At 69.5% G+C, this 15,382-nt stretch carries 12 protein-coding genes; 6 read left to right on the forward strand and 6 right to left on the reverse strand.

Going from position 1 to position 15,382, the window contains the following annotated elements; all coding sequences use genetic code 11:
• Positions 1-108: 108 nt before the first annotated feature.
• Positions 109-1,188, reverse strand: a complete 1,080-nt coding sequence (locus tag OG707_RS01515; protein WP_443071468.1) for a LacI family DNA-binding transcriptional regulator — start codon at positions 1,186-1,188, stop codon at positions 109-111.
• Between the two features lie 164 nt (positions 1,189-1,352).
• Between OG707_RS01515 and OG707_RS01520 the strand changes: the two genes are divergently transcribed.
• From OG707_RS01520 to OG707_RS01530, 3 genes are all read left to right on the forward strand, one after another.
• Positions 1,353-2,900: a sigma-70 family RNA polymerase sigma factor gene (locus OG707_RS01520; protein ID WP_329113454.1), complete on the forward strand. Its 1,548-nt coding sequence runs from the start codon at positions 1,353-1,355 to the stop codon at positions 2,898-2,900.
• A gap of 137 nt (positions 2,901-3,037) precedes the next feature.
• Complete coding sequence (locus tag OG707_RS01525) at positions 3,038-5,449, forward strand: non-reducing end alpha-L-arabinofuranosidase family hydrolase (protein WP_329113456.1); 2,412 nt, start codon at positions 3,038-3,040, stop codon at positions 5,447-5,449.
• Between the two features lie 257 nt (positions 5,450-5,706).
• A complete protein-coding gene (locus tag OG707_RS01530; RefSeq protein WP_329113458.1) occupies positions 5,707-7,119 on the forward strand; it encodes a methyltransferase domain-containing protein in 1,413 nt (470 codons plus the stop codon).
• A 96-nt stretch (positions 7,120-7,215) separates the two neighbouring features.
• Here the strand turns inward: OG707_RS01530 and OG707_RS01535 are convergent, their stop codons facing one another.
• The 3 genes from OG707_RS01535 to OG707_RS01545 all read right to left on the reverse strand — a co-directional run bounded on the left by OG707_RS01535 (position 7,216) and on the right by OG707_RS01545 (position 9,567).
• Positions 7,216-7,809: a TetR/AcrR family transcriptional regulator gene (locus OG707_RS01535; RefSeq protein ID WP_329113460.1), complete on the reverse strand. Its 594-nt coding sequence runs from the start codon at positions 7,807-7,809 to the stop codon at positions 7,216-7,218.
• Positions 7,810-7,841: 32 nt separating this feature from the next.
• Complete coding sequence (locus OG707_RS01540; RefSeq protein ID WP_329113462.1) at positions 7,842-9,134, reverse strand: MFS transporter; 1,293 nt, start codon at positions 9,132-9,134, stop codon at positions 7,842-7,844.
• An 88-nt stretch (positions 9,135-9,222) separates the two neighbouring features.
• Positions 9,223-9,567, reverse strand: coding sequence for an EthD domain-containing protein (locus OG707_RS01545; RefSeq protein WP_329113464.1), 345 nt, complete (start codon positions 9,565-9,567; stop codon positions 9,223-9,225).
• Between the two features lie 110 nt (positions 9,568-9,677).
• Between OG707_RS01545 and OG707_RS01550 the strand changes: the two genes are divergently transcribed.
• From OG707_RS01550 to OG707_RS01560, 3 genes are all read left to right on the forward strand, one after another.
• Positions 9,678-10,214 carry a MarR family winged helix-turn-helix transcriptional regulator gene (locus OG707_RS01550; protein ID WP_329113466.1) on the forward strand — a complete coding sequence of 179 codons (537 nt, stop codon included), beginning with the start codon at positions 9,678-9,680 and terminating at the stop codon, positions 10,212-10,214.
• Between the two features lie 166 nt (positions 10,215-10,380).
• A complete protein-coding gene (locus OG707_RS01555) occupies positions 10,381-11,037 on the forward strand; it encodes a histidine phosphatase family protein (protein ID WP_329113469.1) in 657 nt (218 codons plus the stop codon).
• Positions 11,038-11,198: 161 nt separating this feature from the next.
• Entirely contained in the window at positions 11,199-12,575 is a 1,377-nt protein-coding gene (locus tag OG707_RS01560) for an MFS transporter (protein ID WP_329113470.1), read from the forward strand.
• 51 nt (positions 12,576-12,626) lie between these two features.
• Here the strand turns inward: OG707_RS01560 and OG707_RS01565 are convergent, their stop codons facing one another.
• Positions 12,627-14,525, reverse strand: a complete 1,899-nt coding sequence (locus OG707_RS01565; protein WP_329113473.1) for a helix-turn-helix domain-containing protein — start codon at positions 14,523-14,525, stop codon at positions 12,627-12,629.
• Positions 14,526-14,565: 40 nt separating this feature from the next.
• A complete protein-coding gene (locus OG707_RS01570; protein WP_329113475.1) occupies positions 14,566-15,357 on the reverse strand; it encodes a 3-hydroxybutyrate dehydrogenase in 792 nt (263 codons plus the stop codon).
• Between the last annotated feature and the right edge of the window lie 25 nt (positions 15,358-15,382).

Genomic DNA, 15,382 nt, shown 5'->3' on the forward strand with positions numbered 1-15,382 from the left:
TGATCCGAAAACTATCGGGGAATGGCCACGGAAGTTACGGGCACAAAAAGGGGGTGTCAACAGCCTTAACAAAAAAGGCTGTTGACACCCCTGGTGGCGGCGCCGCGGCTAGGACGCGCGCGGCGCCGCCGTACTGGCCCTGACCACGAGTTCTGTCGCCAACTCCACACGCGGGGACGCGGGCTCGACAGCACGGGCCAGATCGAGCAGCATCCGGGCCGCCAACTTGCCCATGTCGGACAGAGGCTGGCGAACCGTGGTGAGCGGTGGCGCCGACCACCGCACCTCGGGAAGGTCGTCGAAGCCGACCACGCTCATGTCCTCCGGCACCCGCAGCCCGCGCCGGCGCAGCGCCTCGATCGCCCCGAGTGCCATCTGGTCGCTGGCGGCGAAGACGGCGGTCGGGGGCCGGTCCAGGTCCAACAGCCGGTTGCAGCCGGTGAATCCGGACGCATGATAGAAATCCCCGGGCACGATCAGGGAGTCGTCCACCGCTACGCCGGCCACGTCCAGGGCCGCCCGGTAGCCGTCCAGCCGGGCCCGTGAGCACAGCAGCCGCGACGGACCCTGTACGAATCCGATCCGGCGGTGCCCGAGACCGAGCAGATGCTCGGTGGCTGCCATCCCGCCCGCCCAGTTGGTGGCGCCCACCGTCGGCTCCTCCGAAGCGGGCGAACCGGCCGAGTCGACCACCACCAACGGCACACCCAGGCGCCGCAGTTCGTCGTGGAGGCCCGGTTCAAGGACCGAAGTCACCAGGATCACGCCGTCGGACGCACGGGAGCGCAGATTGGTCATCCACTGGCGGGCCGCCCCCGCCCGGTCGTGGATCGCGGAGACCACCGTGCCCACCCCCGCCTCGTGCGCGACCTCCTCGACACCCCGGATGATCTCGACGGCCCAGGGGCTGTCCAGGTCGTTGAAGACCAGGTCGAGCAGGGCCGCCCGGTCGCCCGGCGAGGGCGAGCGACGCCGGTAGCCGTGGAGCCGCAGCAGCTCCTCGACCCGGGCGCGGGTGGCCGGAGCGACGTCGGAGCGCCCGTTGACGACGCGCGAGACAGTCGGGACGGACACCCCGGCCTCCCGTGCGATCTCGGTGATCGTCACCTTGGCCGGCCCGTCCGGGCTCCGCGCGGCGGTCCTGCGCTGGGTGTCTTCCCGGGCCACGTTCCCCACCTCCGTCGACATCTCCATCCGGCTTCCTTCCGAGAAGACTCCGGATGTTTTCCGGAAACCGTATGCCATGCCGTCGACCTGATGGCACCCGAAGTCTTGACGTGTGCAGGAGACGCCACAATCCTGAGTGACCGGCTGGTCGACCCATGTTCGACATGACGAATACGATGAGCGAGATGGGAAGAAAACTCGTGGATGCGGACCACGCGCGGCTGGTCGTCGCAGCACAGGCCGGTGACGACCGGGCACGCGAGGAACTGATCGCCGCATACCTGCCATTGCTCTACAACATCGTCGGGCGCGCACTGAGCGGGCATGCGGATGTCGACGACGTCGTCCAGGAGACCCTGCTGCGCGTGGTGCGCGACCTGCCCGCCCTGCGTGCCCCGGAGAGCTTCCGGTCCTGGCTGGTGTCGATCACGCTCCGCCAGATCAGTACCCAACGGCAACGGCAACGCGCCTTCGCCGGCCGGACCGCGGTCATCGACGAGGCACGCGAGATCCCGGACGCCGGTGCCGAACCCGAGGACCTCACGATCCTGCGCCTGCACAGGTCGGACGAGCGCCGTCAGGCTGTCGAGGCCGGCCGGTGGCTCGACCCGGACCAGCGGGTGCTGCTGTCGCTGTGGTGGCAGGAGGGCGCCGGATCGCTGAGCCGTGGCGACATCGCCGCCGCGACGGGGCTCACCGTCGCCCATGTCGGGGTGAGCCTCCAACGCATGCGTGAGCAGCTGGAGTTGAGCCGTACGATCGTCGCCGCGCTGGAGGCCGACCCCCGCTGTCCGCAGTTGGACGAGACTCTCGTCGGCTGGGACGGTCTGCGTACGTCGGTGTGGCGCAAGAGGATCGCTCGGCACACCCGCGCATGCCCGGTCTGCGCGGCAACGACGACGGAACGGGTTCCGGCCGAGCTCCTGCTCTTCAGCCTCGCCCCGCTGGCGGTCCCCGCCGGGCTCGTCGCCGCGCTGGCCGTCAAGGGCCTGCTGTCGGGTACGGCCACGAGCACCGCCGGGCTGGCCACGGCGGCAGCGGGAGGAGGCGGTCTGCACGGCACACTGATCGGCAAACTCTCCGCGGTGACCACGCATCAGCTGGTGGGCCTCACCACCGGCGCGGTGCTCGTCGCCGGGACCGCCGCTTACGTGACCTGGCCCGAACCGGCGCATCGGGTCCCCGGCGTCACCGCCGCTCCCACGGTCGGCAGTCCCACGCCGGCCCCGTCGCACACCGCCCCGCCGGCCGCGCCGTCCCCGGTGAGTCCGTCCGCCGTCGCGGGCACTGTTCCGCTGGGCGCGCAGTCACTGGAGTCCATGGACGAACCCGGACAATACCTCACGTATGCGGGCGCCTTCGCGACGCTCGGCGGGCTCTCCGCGGACAGCAGTGCGCAGACACGCCGGCGGTTCGTCTTCACGGTGGTACGGGGGCTGGCCGATCCCCGGTGCGTCACCTTCCGCGCCGCCGACGGCCGCTATCTGCGCCATCGTGACCTGCGGCTACGGCTGAGTTCCGACAACGGCAGCGACCTGTTCCGTGAAGACGCCACCTTCTGCCCGTCCCCCGGCGCGACCGCCGGATCGGTGACCCTGCACGCACACAACTATCCCGGATCAGTCCTCCGCCACCGCGACGGTGGCATCCGGCTGGACGGCTCCGACGGCACGCGGGCCTTCGCAGGCCAGGCGTCCTTCTTCGCGCGGACCGGGACGGCAGGCTCGGCGTAACACTTTTTGCCTGCGAGATGCATCACTGAGCGATTTTCCGAACGGCTCGACTTTTCCGTTACGGGAACGGGAGTTCGGCAGCCTCCACTTCATGGGGTGCTTCCCCACCGACCTGTTCCCTGAAGAGAGCCGTTCCCATGACGCAACACGATCAGCGCCCGAGGCGAATCACGAAGGGCTTGCACCGACTCGGCCGACGTCGCCGGACCGCGGCGATAGGGCTGTCGGCCGCGGCGGTCGTGGCCGGTGTGATGACGTTCCTCCCCGACTCCGCCGGGGCCGCCGCCCTGGGTACGCAGGCGGCCCCCTCGGGCCGGTACATCGGCACCGCTGTGGCCGCCGGCCGGCTCAGCGACTCGACGTACGCCGGGATCGCGGACCGGGAGTTCAACATGATCACCCCGGAGAACGAGATGAAGTGGGACGCCACCGAGCCGTCCCGCGGCAGCTTCAACTTCGGCGCCGCCGACCAGATCGTCAACCGCGCCAGTGCGCACAGCCAGCGGATGCGCGGCCACACCCTGGTCTGGCACTCCCAACTGCCCAACTGGGTGAGCTCCATCGGCGACGCGAACACCCTGCGCAGCGTGATGAACAACCACATCACCACCGAGATGAACCACTTCAAGGGCAAGATCTACGCCTGGGACGTGGTCAACGAGGCGTTCTCCGACGACGGCAGCGGCAAGCACCGCAGCTCGGTGTTCCAGAACGTACTGGGCAACGGCTTCATCGAGGAGGCCTTCCGCACCGCCCGGGCCACCGACTCCTCGGCCAAGCTCTGCTACAACGACTACAACATCGAGAACTGGACCGACGCGAAGACCCAGGGTGTCTACGCGATGGTCAAGGACTTCAAGGCGCGGGGCGTTCCCATCGACTGCGTCGGGTTCCAGAGTCACTTCGGCGCCGGCGGCCCGCCTGCCAGTTTCCGGACCACCCTGGCCAACTTCGCGGCCCTCGGCGTCGACGTCCAGATCACCGAACTCGACATCGCCCAGGCGTCGCCCACCAATTACGTCAACGCGGTCAACGCCTGTCTGTCCGTGGCCCGTTGTACGGGCATCACGGTGTGGGGCATCCGCGACAAGGACTCCTGGCGCAGCGGCGAGAGCCCTCTGCTGTTCGACAACAACGGCAACCCGAAGCCCGCGTACACCGCCGTCATGAAGGCCCTGGAGGCCGCATCCGGCACCACGCCCGGCGCGGCCGGCACCGGTGAGATCAAGGGCGCCGCCTCAAGCCGCTGCCTGGACGTCGACAGCTCCACCACCGCCAACGGCACCCGGGCGCAGCTCTGGGACTGCAGCGGGCAGGCCAACCAGCGCTGGACCTACACCTCCGGCAAGCAGCTGACGCTCTACGGCAACAAGTGCCTGGACGCCCAGGCCAAGGGCACCACCAACGGCACCGCGGTGGTCATCTGGGACTGCAACAGCGGCACCAACCAGCAGTGGAACGTCAACACCAACGGCACGATCTCCGGTGTCCAGTCCGGGCTGTGCCTCGACGCCGTCGGCGCGGCCACCGCCAACGGCACCAAGATCCAGCTGTACACCTGCGGGTCCGGCAGCAACCAGAAGTGGACCGCCCCGTCCGGGACCGCGAGCCCTTCGCCCACGAGTTCGCCCACGGGCACCACATGTGCCCTTCCCTCGACGTACCGGTGGTCGTCGACGGGTGCGCTGGCGCAGCCGGCGAACGGGTGGGCCTCGCTGAAGGACTTCACCAACGTCGTCTACAACGGCAAGCACCTGGTCTACGCGTCCAACGTGTCGGGATCGTCGTACGGCTCGATGGCGTTCGCCCCCTTCACCAACTGGTCGGACATGGCCTCGGCAGGCCAGACCGGGATGAGCCAGGGCACGGTGGCGCCCACGCTGTTCTACTTCGCGCCCAAGAACATCTGGGTGCTGACGTACCAGTGGGGTCCTTCGCCCTTCATGTACCGCACGTCGAGCGACCCCACCAACCCCAACGGCTGGTCCGCGGCGCAGTCGCTCTTCACCGGCAGCATCGCGGGCTCCGGTACGGGACCGATCGACCAGACCCTGATCGGTGACGGCCAGAACATGTACCTGTTCTTCGCCGGTGACAACGGCAAGATCTACCGGGCGAGCATGCCGATCGGGAACTTCCCGGGCAATTTCGGGTCCTCGTACACAACCGTCATGAGCGACACGACGAACAACCTGTTCGAGGCGCCGCAGGTCTACAAGGTCAAGGGCCAGAACCAGTACCTCATGATCGTCGAGGCGCGGGGGGCGACCGAGCAGCGCTACTTCCGCTCGTTCACGGCCACCAGCCTGGGCGGTACGTGGACCCCGCAGGCCGCCACCGAGAGCAACCCCTTCGCGGGCAAGGCCAACAGCGGTGCCACCTGGACCAACGACATCAGCCACGGTGACCTGGTCCGCAACAACCCCGACCAGACCATGACCATCGACCCCTGCAACCTGCAGTTCCTGTACCAGGGCAAGTCCCCGACCGCGAGCGGCCCCTACGACCAGTTGCCGTACCGGCCGGGGGTCCTCACCCTGCAGCGCTGACCTGTCTGCTCAGGCCGGGTAGGAAAGGCCCGCCGGCCCACGCGGAGACCGTCCGCGAGAGCACGGCCCCACCCAGGACTGACCCGCGACCGCGGGTCAGTCCACCCCCGCACACCCCCCGAACACCGTCCTCACCGAGCTACCGTCCACCGGCTCATCGTGCTGCCAGATGCTCAGGACGTCCGTATGCCGGGAATACAACCCGGCACCCGAACTTCCTTGAGCCCGCGGTTTCCCGGAAGGACGTACCCCCCCACATGTTCACCACTCAGGAGAAATGGGACCGCGGTTATGCCGACGGCCACCGTTATCGCCAACTCCGCGACAGCGAACGCTCATTGCTGGCAACACATGCACCGGCACCAGTCGAGGGACGGGCTCTGGACGTCGGCTGCGGACTCGGCGAACTCGCAGCCCACCTGTCCGCACTCGGCTACACCGTGGATGCCGTCGACTGGTCAACGACCGCCCTCGCCAAGGCCGCCGCCCAATTCGGCCCGACCGTCCGTTGGGTACGGCTCGACATCGAGAAGGACGACTGGGCGCCCCTGCACACCGACGGCTACGACCTGATCTCCCTCCGATTCGTGGCCCCGTTCCTCACCGCCCGCGATCAGACCCTGCATTCCCTCGGACAACGCCTTCGCCCCGGCGGCGCCCTGGTCGTCATCACCTCGCTCGCCGCCGACACCTCGCCCGAGCGGCGCGGCATCGCCTTCGACGAGGACCAACTTGCCCAGCTCCAAGCCGGCTGGTCCAGCGCCGAACGCCACGACGCCGAGGGCGTGTCCTTCGTGATCCTGCGCGGCCCCGGCCCTGTGCCCTCGACACCGCGCGAGCACCATGCCCATCTGCAACAGCGCTACTACGACCAGGTGGAGTCGGGCCGCAAGGTGATCGAGGTGCGCGTCGCCACTCCCGAGAGGGCGACCATCGAAGTCGGGGGCACCCTCGTCTTCCATGACCAGGACGACAGCCGGGAACTGGACATCGTCGTCAAGCGCATCACCCCGTACGCCTCGTTCGAAGAGCTGCTCGCCACCGAAGATCCGGCCCGTATCGATCCCGATGCCTCACGTGCGGAGCAGCTCGTCAACCTCCGCCGCATCTATCCGCCGGACAAGGAAGCACTCGGCCCGCTGGCCCTCGAATTCGACCATCGCCCCGGCCGGCCCGGCCGCACGATGCCGATGACACCTGCGCAGTACGCGCAGACGGTGCCCCACCACACGGTGGCCAGCTCTCTGTACGTCCGCGACGAGCACGACCGGCCTGTGCAACTGCGCTCGGTGTACGGCAAGCGGCCGTGGCAATTCCCCGGCGGGAACACCGACACCCAAGAGGACCCTCTGGGAACCGCGCGCCGCGAAGCAGCCGAGGAGACAGGGCTCGAACTCGGCCAGGGCGCGCCCAGCCTCCTGCTGACGCACTACCTCTTCCCCGGCCCTCACGCGCCCCTGGGCAAAGTCGAGTTCATTTTCGACGGCGGCCGACTGAGCAGCGAGCAACTGCGCCGGATCCGCCTCGATCCGGCCGAGCACGACATGTGGGCAGTCCATGACCTCGGCCAATGGCGGCTGCTGATGGGCGAGATGCCCTTCGCCCGCCTTGACGCCGTCGAGCGAGCGCGTCGCGGCCAGGGCCCGAACTTCCGCGTAACCCACCCATAGCCGCTGCCTCGCTCCACCCATGGCTTCCTGATCCGTTGATGCCTCGGGAATCCAGCAGACGGACGCCTGCCCAGCGGGCGGCGGCCGGGGCGCCGTTCATGCCTCGGCGGATACGCCCGTCGCCGCTGCGATCAGGGCGGTTGCCGCCGCGTGGGAGGTCGCGGCCACCGTGGAGTCGTGGTCCATCAGGGCGGAGATGCCGGCGCCGTCGTAAAGGAGTTGGAGCTGGTGGCCCAGCGCCTCGGGGTCGGCGGCGCCGGCCTCGGTGGCGAGGCGGGTGAAGAGCTCGCGCATCCAGGCGCGGAAGGTGTCCGCTGCTTCCTGGACCAGCCCGCCGGGGCCGGCCTCGGCGCCTGCGCGGATGAAGGCGCAGCCGTGGAAGTCGGGCCGGTCGAACTGCCGTCCCTGGGACTCGAAGACCGCGAGCATCTGCTCGCGGGGCGTGTCGCGCTCCGCCACGGCCCGGGTGATCCGGTCGGCGGTCCCCGCGTGCCGGGTGTCGAGGTACGCCCGGATCAGCTGCTCCTTGTTGCCGAAGGTGTTGTACAGCGACGCCTTGGCCACGCCCGCGTGCTCGATGACCCGGTCGATCCCGACGCTCTGCACGCCCTCGGCGTAGAACAGCTCGTTCGCGGCGGCGAGCAGGCGCTCACGCGCCGACGACTTCGCAGCACTCTGGGCACTCGCCATGACGGTCACTCCTTCAGACAGATCTGTCTACATTATGCCCCGGCCGATTCCCGGCCGCCGCGCGCCAGCCCGAGCAGCGCGAACACCGCGAGGACGATCACGGCGACGCCGTATTCCTGTGCGGTGGCGGTCAGTCCGCCCGCGTGGACGACGAGGAACCCGGCGATCACGGCGGGCACTCCCATGCCCAGGTAGGAGACGACGAAGAGCAGTGACAGCACCCCGGAACTCTCGTGCGGCCGGGCCAGCGGCATCACCGTACGAATGCCGCCCTGGAACCCGCTGCCGAAACCGACGCCCGCGATGGCGGTGCCGACGAAGAAGCCGGTGGGAGAAGAGTCGCGGATCGAGACGAGGGTGAGGGCCACTCCGGCGATCAGTGCGAGGATGCCGGTGAGTATCACGGTCCGGGTCGCGGCTCTCCGCAGGACCAGTACCGAGACGGCGGCCACTCCGGCGAGCACGAACAGGCTGAGCCCGCCGAGGACTTCGGACCCGGAGCCGGTCAACTGCCGTGCGAGGGACGGGCCGAGGGACCCGTAAAGACCGGCCAGCGCCCAGACGGCGAACAGCACCGGCGCGGCCACCAGCATCGGGCGGCGTGCGGCGCGCGGCAGTTTGATCTCCGGCGCCAGGCTGGCCAGCGCCCCCGGCTTGCGGGTCACCGTCTCCTTCATCAGTGCCACCGCGACGGCCTGGAGTACGAAGACCGCCAGCAGTCCGAGGTAGACCAGATGCGTGGGGGCGGGCAGGAACTGGACGACAAGGCCGGAGACCAGTGCGCCGGTCGCTGTGCCGATGCCCGGGACGACCGCGTTGGTGATGGTGCCGCGCGGCCGGTCGATGTCCATCATCCCCGCCCCGATCGCGACCAGCGCGGCACCGGTCGAAAGCCCCTGCACGATCCGGGCGACCATCAGCCCCGACACGCCGCCGGCGGTGGCGAACACGACCATCGAGGCGGCCTGCGCCGCCAGCGCTGCCAGCAGCACCGGCCGTCGGCCGATGTGGTCGGAGAGCTTGCCCATGGTGAGCAGCCCGAGCAGCACGGCCACCGCGTAGACGCCGAAGACCACGGTGGTGGTGATCGGGTCGAAGCCCCATTCGGCCTGGTAGACCGCGTAGAGCGGGGTCGGCGCACTGGAGGCGGCCAGGAACGAGATGGTGATCGAGGCGAGTACGTACAGTGCCACGTTCGGCGGCAACCGCAGGCCCCGCGTGGATACAGCGGCGGAGCCGGGTCCGGAAGCGGATGCGGCGTCGACGGGCGCCGCATCCGAGGTGCGAGCCGGTTTGTACGCCGGGACGACCGAGAGATTCGTCATGACCATTCCCGTCCAATGAGTGAGTAGACCTGTCTGTCTAGTCGCATCAGAGATTAGACAGACAGGTCTACTCAGGTCAAGCGGGCCCTCAGCCGAAGATCGCGCTCTCGGTGGCGTAGAGGAAGCGGGTCCGGGAGCGGTCGAGGAAGTTCTCCTCGTCCGCGGCAACGGTCGTGGTGTAGGTGTCGGAGGTGAACCAGCGGGCCGCGTCGGCGATGCCGTCGACCCACACCTCGGCGACACCGTCGTAGACGGCGGTGCTTATGCCGGGGATCTCGTCGTCGGTGGGCAGGAGTTGGACGTAGCGCCGGACCGGGACCTCTCCGGCGGGCAGTCGCGAGAGCAGCGGGGTGTGCTTCTGGGTCCAGTACTCCACGAACTCCTCGTGGGTGAGATCTGCCCGCCGGGTCAGGAAGATGCTGAGCTTGATCACAGGGGACTCCTTGAGGCCACGCTTGACTTGCCTGGGCAACTCATAAGGTAGACCGCATTGACTTGCCCAGGCAACAGATGTCTCTTGCCTGGGCAAGTAGGATGGGTCACATGGAAGAACCGTCACCGTGGCTCGACACCGAGCAGCAGGAACTCTGGCAGGACCTTCTCACCGTCGTGATCGCGTTGCCTGCGGCCCTGGACCGGCAATTGCAGCGCGACGCGGGCATCTCGAACTTCGAGTACAGCGTGCTCGCCCGGTTGTCGATGGCGCATGAGGCCACCATGCGGTTCAGCGAACTGGCCCGAGACTGCGACAGCGCTCTCCCGCGGCTGTCGAAGCTCATGGACCGCTTCGAGGCGCGCGAGTGGATCGTTCGCCGAGTGGACCCGAGCGACGGTCGCTACACCCTGGCCACGCTGACCGACAACGGCCGGGAGAAGGTGGTCGACAGCGCACCAGGGCACGTCGCACAGGTGCGCCGACTCGTATTCGACCCTCTCACCGCTGCACAGCGACGCCACCTCGCCGCTGCACTTTCCAGCGTCGCCGAGACCGTGCGACAGGAGGCCGCCGGCAGCGTCGCACGCACGACGAGTGCAGTAGATCGGCGCGCCAACCACCAGGCCGGCATGGACAGCAACTGAGCGGCACACCACGCTCGCCGCGGAAGCAAGCGACCTGGCAGTCGCCGAACTCGATGCCGCAGCACCGAAGTTCGGCGCGGTCGAGCAGCACCATCAGTTCCCCGATCGCCGGTCACAAAACCGAGGCCCCCTGCCCGAATCGAGAGCGAGACGCGACCATGACGCCATGCGCCTGATTCTGATCCGCCACGGCCAGACACCGACCAATGTCGCGTACACCATGCACACCACCCTCCCCGGTCCTGAGCTGACCCACCTCGGCCAGCAGCAAGCGAGTGCGCTTGTCAGCGCTCTCGCCGACGAGAAGATCGACGCCCTCTTCGCCTCCACCCATCAACGCACGCAGCTGACCGCGGCCCCGCTCGCTGAAGACCGCGGACTGCAGGTACTGATCCGCGACGGGATACGAGAGGTCTCCGCCGGCCACTGGGAAGGCGCCGGCGACCACGCCTCCCACAACGCATTCCTGGACCTCGTCTTCGGCTGGCCCACCGATCCCACCACCCGCGTACCCGGCGGCGAGAGCGGTCTGGAGGTACTGCAGCGGATCGACGGCGTGGTCCACGAGGCTGTGCAGAGCGGCGGGGAGACGGTGGTGATGGTCAGTCACGGTGTGGCCATCCGGGTCTGGCTTGCCGCCCGTGCAGCCAATTTCTCTGCCCGAGACGCCAAGAGACGCACGTTGGACAACACCGGTGCCGTGATCGTCGACCGAAGCGCTGAAGGCACCTGGCAGGTCCTGTCCTGGGCCGGCCAATCAGTCGGGCCGTCCGGGAATGAGCCGTGGGACAGCGTGACCGCTGGGGAGAATCTGGGGAGTTGAGGCCGCGCCGGCTCCCAACAGCCCCGACAAGGCAGTTGTAGCGGCCGCCCGCACACCTCGCGCCCGAACTGTGGTGTCCCGCCACATACGCCCATGACCTGTGCGTTCCTACGGTATGGCGACCGGAATCGTCCCCTGTCTCCCGCCCGGAAGTGACCACCATGGCCGCACCCACGGAACCCGCCACCTCGCTCCGGAGCATGCAGAAAGTCGTCGCCGCCAGCCTGATCGGCACCACCATCGAGTGGTACGACTTCTTCCTGTACGGCTCCGCAGCCGCGCTGGTCTTCAACAAGCTCTTCTTCCCGGACTCCGACCCGCTCGTCGGAACCCTCCTCTCCTTCCTCACCTACGCCGTCGGTTTCGCCGCCCGCCCTCTCGGCGCCCTGGTCTTCGGTCATTACGGCGACCGGCTCGGCCGCAAGAAGCTGCTGGTCGTCAGCCTGTTGATGATGGGCGCCGCGACCTTCGCCATCGGTCTGCTGCCCACCCACGCCACCGTCGGCGCCGCGGCACCCGTGCTGCTCACCGTCCTCCGTCTCGTCCAGGGCTTCGCGCTCGGCGGCGAATGGGGCGGTGCCGTACTCCTGGTGTCCGAGCACGGAGCTCCCGAGCGGCGAGGGTTCTGGGCCTCGTGGCCGCAGACCGGGGCGCCTGCCGGGCAGTTGCTCGCCACCGGTGTCCTCTCGGCGCTCACCGCGCTCCTTTCGGACGCCGCGTTCACTTCGTGGGGATGGCGCATACCGTTCCTGCTCTCCGGTGTACTGGTCGGTGTCGGCCTGTGGATTCGTCTCTCTGTCGATGAATCCCCCTTGTTCAAGGCCGCGTTGGCACGGGCCGAAGCCCGCAAGGCAACCAGCGAGGTGGAGAAGATGCCGCTCGTCTCCGTGCTGCGTCACCACTGGCGCGACGTGCTCGTCGCCATGGGCGCACGCATGGCCGAGAACATCAGCTACTACGTCATCACCGCCTTCATCCTCGTGTACGCGACGACCTCCGCCGGCCTCAGCAAGCAGACCGCGCTCAACGCCGTACTCGTCGCCTCCGCCGTGCACTTCGCGGTGATCCCCGCCTGGGGCGCGCTCTCGGACCGCATCGGCCGCAGGCCCGTCTATCTGATCGGCGCGGTCGGCGTCGGGGCGTGGATGTTCCCGTTCTTCGCGCTCATCGACACCAAGAGTTTCGGGAGCCTGCTGCTCGCCGTGACCGTCGGACTGATCTTCCACGGTGCGATGTACGCACCCCAGGCGGCCTTCTTCTCGGAGATGTTCGCCACCCGGATGCGGTACTCCGGTGCGTCGATCGGCGCGCAGTTCTCCTCGGTCGCGGCCGGTGCGCCGGCACCGCTCATCGCCACCGCGCTGCTCGCCGACTACGACAGTTCCACGCCGATCGCCCTGTACGTGATCGCGGCGGCGCTCCTGACCGTGGTCGCGATCGGCTGCGCCAAGGAGACCCGCACCCGGGACCTGGACAACATCGAGGAGAGCGCGGGCGCGCCGGCACCGTCCGCCGCTGTCGACGCTCGTACCGCCTGAAGCACCGCGGAGGCGCCGCACGGATCCGGTCCGTGCGGCGCCTCCGCGCGTTCAGCGCGCGATCGCGGACGACAACCCGTGCAGACGCAGGGCGAGTTGGATCTCCAGTGCGCGCGACGGCGCCTGCCAGTCGGGGCCCAGCAGGCGGCCGATCCGCTCCAGCCGCTGGGCCACCGTGTTGACGTGGACGTGCAGGGTGTCCTTCGTACGGGCCGGGCTCATTCCGCACGCGAAGTACGCGTCCAGGGTGCGCACCAGGTCGGTGCCGCGCCTCTCGTCGTACGACACGACCTCGCCGATCGTGCGCCGTACGAAACCGTCGATGTCCCCGGTGTCGGCGAGCAGCAGCCCGAGGAAGCCGAGGTCCTGTGCCGCCGCCCCGTCGCCGGACCTGCCGAGCAGCCGCAGCGCCTCGATGCAGCGGCGCGCCTCGGCATAGGCGTCTCCCACCGCGGCGGTGCGGTCGGCGGGCGCCGCCACCGGCGCCGAGGCGCCGACCGTGACGCGCTCGTGGAGTGCCCCGCCGAGGTGTTTCGCGCAACTCCGGGCCAGAGCAGCCGGGTTGTCGTCAGGACCCAGCGGAAGCAGCAGTACGGTGCCGCCGTCGCGCGCTGCGGCCAGCCCGTGCCGGGTCGCCGCCAGATGCGAGGCCGCCGACCACAGCCGTTGCCGGTCCGCGCTCTCCCGCTCGGCGGATCCTGCCCCCTCCGGTACGTCGATCCGCGCGGCCAGCACCACGTGCGGCGCGTCCAGGTCGGCCCGCAGCCGGGCGGCGCGTTCGCGCAGGAGTCGCGGGTCGCGGTCCGGGGCGTCGAGGAGGTCGTCGAGGAGTTCCCCGCGCACCCGCTGCTCCGCCTCGCCGGCCGAGCGGCGGGCGAGGAGCAGGAGGGAGGTGACGAGTGCGGCCCGTTCCAGGGTGCGCAGGTCGACCGGGTCGAGGCCGGGCCTGCCGCGCAGGACCAGTGCGCCGAGCTGTTCTCCGCCTGCCGAGACGGCGGCGACCCAGTCCTCCCCGCGGCGTACCGCGTGGCCGTCGGCGCCCGCGGGGCCGAAGTCGCCCTCGATGAACTCGACGTCCCCGTCGAGGACTTCGGCCACCGCACCCGCCACGTCATGGACGCCGCCGCCGCGCAGCACCAGTTCGGTGAGCCGGTCGTGGACGTCCGAGGCGCGTTCGATGACTCCGCTGTGGTCGCGGATGATCGCGTTCGCCTTTTCGAGTTCGGCCAGTGCCGTGCGGGTCTCGGCGAGCAGGTTGGCGGTGTCGATGGCCACGGCGGCGTGCGCCGCGAACGAGCCGAGGAGCGCGACCTGTTCATGGGCGAAGACCCGGGCCCTGCGGTCGGCGGCGAAGAGGACGCCGATGATCTGGCTGCCGAGGGTGAGGGGCACGCCGAGGATGGCGGCCAGGCCCTCGTCGCGTACCGCCGAGTCGATGTTCCTGGTGTGCTCGAAGCGCGGGTCGTCGAAATAGCTCTCGGTGACGTACGGCCGGGCGGTCTGGGCGACGAGCCCGCCGAGCCCTTCGCCCATGCCGAGCCTCAACTGCTGGAAGCGGGCCGAGACCGAGCCCTCGGTGACACGCATATAGGTGTCGCCGGCCGCCGGGTCGTTGAGGCAGAGATACGCGACCTCCGTGCCCAGCAGCGACCGGGCGCGCTGCACGATGGCCCGGAGCACGGCGTCGAGGTCGCGCAGTCCTGCCAGGTCGTTGGCGGTCTCGAAGAGCGCGGAGAGTTCGGCCTCGCGCCGCCGCCGCTCCGCCAGTTCGGCCCGTACCCGCAGCGCGACCTGCTTGGCGGACTCCAGGGCGGCGAGCACCTCGGGAGAGGCGCCGTCGGCGCGGGCGAGGAGCACCGGCCGGTCGTAGGCCTCGGTTGCGGCTCCGCGCGCGAGAAGCTCCAGGTAAGGGGCCTCGGCGGAGCCGGGCGGCGGTTGGTCGTGGGACATGGTCACAGAGATACCTGTCGTACGGTCGGCGGCGCCAGCCCTAGTGCGCGGTCCAGCCTCCGTCGAGGGTGAGCGAGGTGCCGGTGGCGAAGGAGGCATGGGGGCCGCAGAGGTACGCGACGGCCTCGGCGACCTCCTCCGGTTCGATCAGGCGCTTGACCGCGGAGTCCTTGAGCAGCACCTCGGTGAGCACCTTCGACTCGTCGATGCCGTGGGCGGCCGCCTGGTCCGCGATCTGCCGCTCGACCAGCGGGGTGCGCACATAGCCGGGGTTCACGCAGTTCGACGTGACGCCGTGCGGGGCGCCTTCGAGCGCGGCGGTCTTGGAGAGCCCTTCGAGACCGTGCTTGGCCGTGACGTACGCCGATTTGTACGCGGAGGCCCGCAGCCCGTGCACCGAGGAGATGTTGACGATCCGCCCCCAGCCCTGCCCGTACATGTGCGGCAGCGCCCCTCTGATGAGCCGGAACGGCGCCTCCAGCATGACGGTGAGCACGGTGTGGAAGACGTCGGGCGGGAACTCCTCGATGGGGCGCACCAGTTGGAGTCCCGCGTTGTTGACGAGGATGTCCGCTCCGGCAGCCGCACGCTCCGCCGCGTCGAGATCGGTCAGGTCCAGGACGTGGGCCTCGACGGGCCCGGGCAGCCCCCGGGCCGCTGCGACGAGCTCGTCGAGTCCGGCAGCGTCACGGTCGGTGGCCCGGACCGCGGCACCCGCGGCGGCGAGCCGCAGCGCACAGGCGCTGCCGATGCCGCCCGCGGCTCCGGTGACGAGTGCGCTGCGGCCGTGGAGATCGGGGCCGGCGGGACGGGGTGTGGTGGGCGCGGTCATGCTCCGCACCCTAGGCAGCGGTCAG

Source organism: Streptomyces sp. NBC_01465, assembly GCF_036227325.1.
Lineage (GTDB): Bacteria > Actinomycetota > Actinomycetes > Streptomycetales > Streptomycetaceae > Streptomyces.

What these genes read in the sequence shown, in the direction of transcription:
- OG707_RS01515 (WP_443071468.1), bottom strand. Translation starts at nt 1,188, where the DNA reads ATGTCGACGGAGGTGGGGAACGTGGCCCGGGAAGACACCCAGCGCAGG.
- OG707_RS01565 (WP_329113473.1), bottom strand. Translation starts at nt 14,525, where the DNA reads ATGTCCCACGACCAACCGCCGCCCGGCTCCGCCGAGGCCCCTTACCTG.
- OG707_RS01560 (WP_329113470.1), top strand. Translation starts at nt 11,199, where the DNA reads ATGGCCGCACCCACGGAACCCGCCACCTCGCTCCGGAGCATGCAGAAA.
- OG707_RS01520 (WP_329113454.1), top strand. Translation starts at nt 1,353, where the DNA reads ATGGGAAGAAAACTCGTGGATGCGGACCACGCGCGGCTGGTCGTCGCA.
- OG707_RS01555 (WP_329113469.1), top strand. Translation starts at nt 10,381, where the DNA reads ATGCGCCTGATTCTGATCCGCCACGGCCAGACACCGACCAATGTCGCG.
- OG707_RS01540 (WP_329113462.1), bottom strand. Translation starts at nt 9,134, where the DNA reads ATGACGAATCTCTCGGTCGTCCCGGCGTACAAACCGGCTCGCACCTCG.
- OG707_RS01530 (WP_329113458.1), top strand. Translation starts at nt 5,707, where the DNA reads ATGTTCACCACTCAGGAGAAATGGGACCGCGGTTATGCCGACGGCCAC.
- OG707_RS01550 (WP_329113466.1), top strand. Translation starts at nt 9,678, where the DNA reads ATGGAAGAACCGTCACCGTGGCTCGACACCGAGCAGCAGGAACTCTGG.
- OG707_RS01570 (WP_329113475.1), bottom strand. Translation starts at nt 15,357, where the DNA reads ATGACCGCGCCCACCACACCCCGTCCCGCCGGCCCCGATCTCCACGGC.
- OG707_RS01525 (WP_329113456.1), top strand. Translation starts at nt 3,038, where the DNA reads ATGACGCAACACGATCAGCGCCCGAGGCGAATCACGAAGGGCTTGCAC.
- OG707_RS01535 (WP_329113460.1), bottom strand. Translation starts at nt 7,809, where the DNA reads ATGGCGAGTGCCCAGAGTGCTGCGAAGTCGTCGGCGCGTGAGCGCCTG.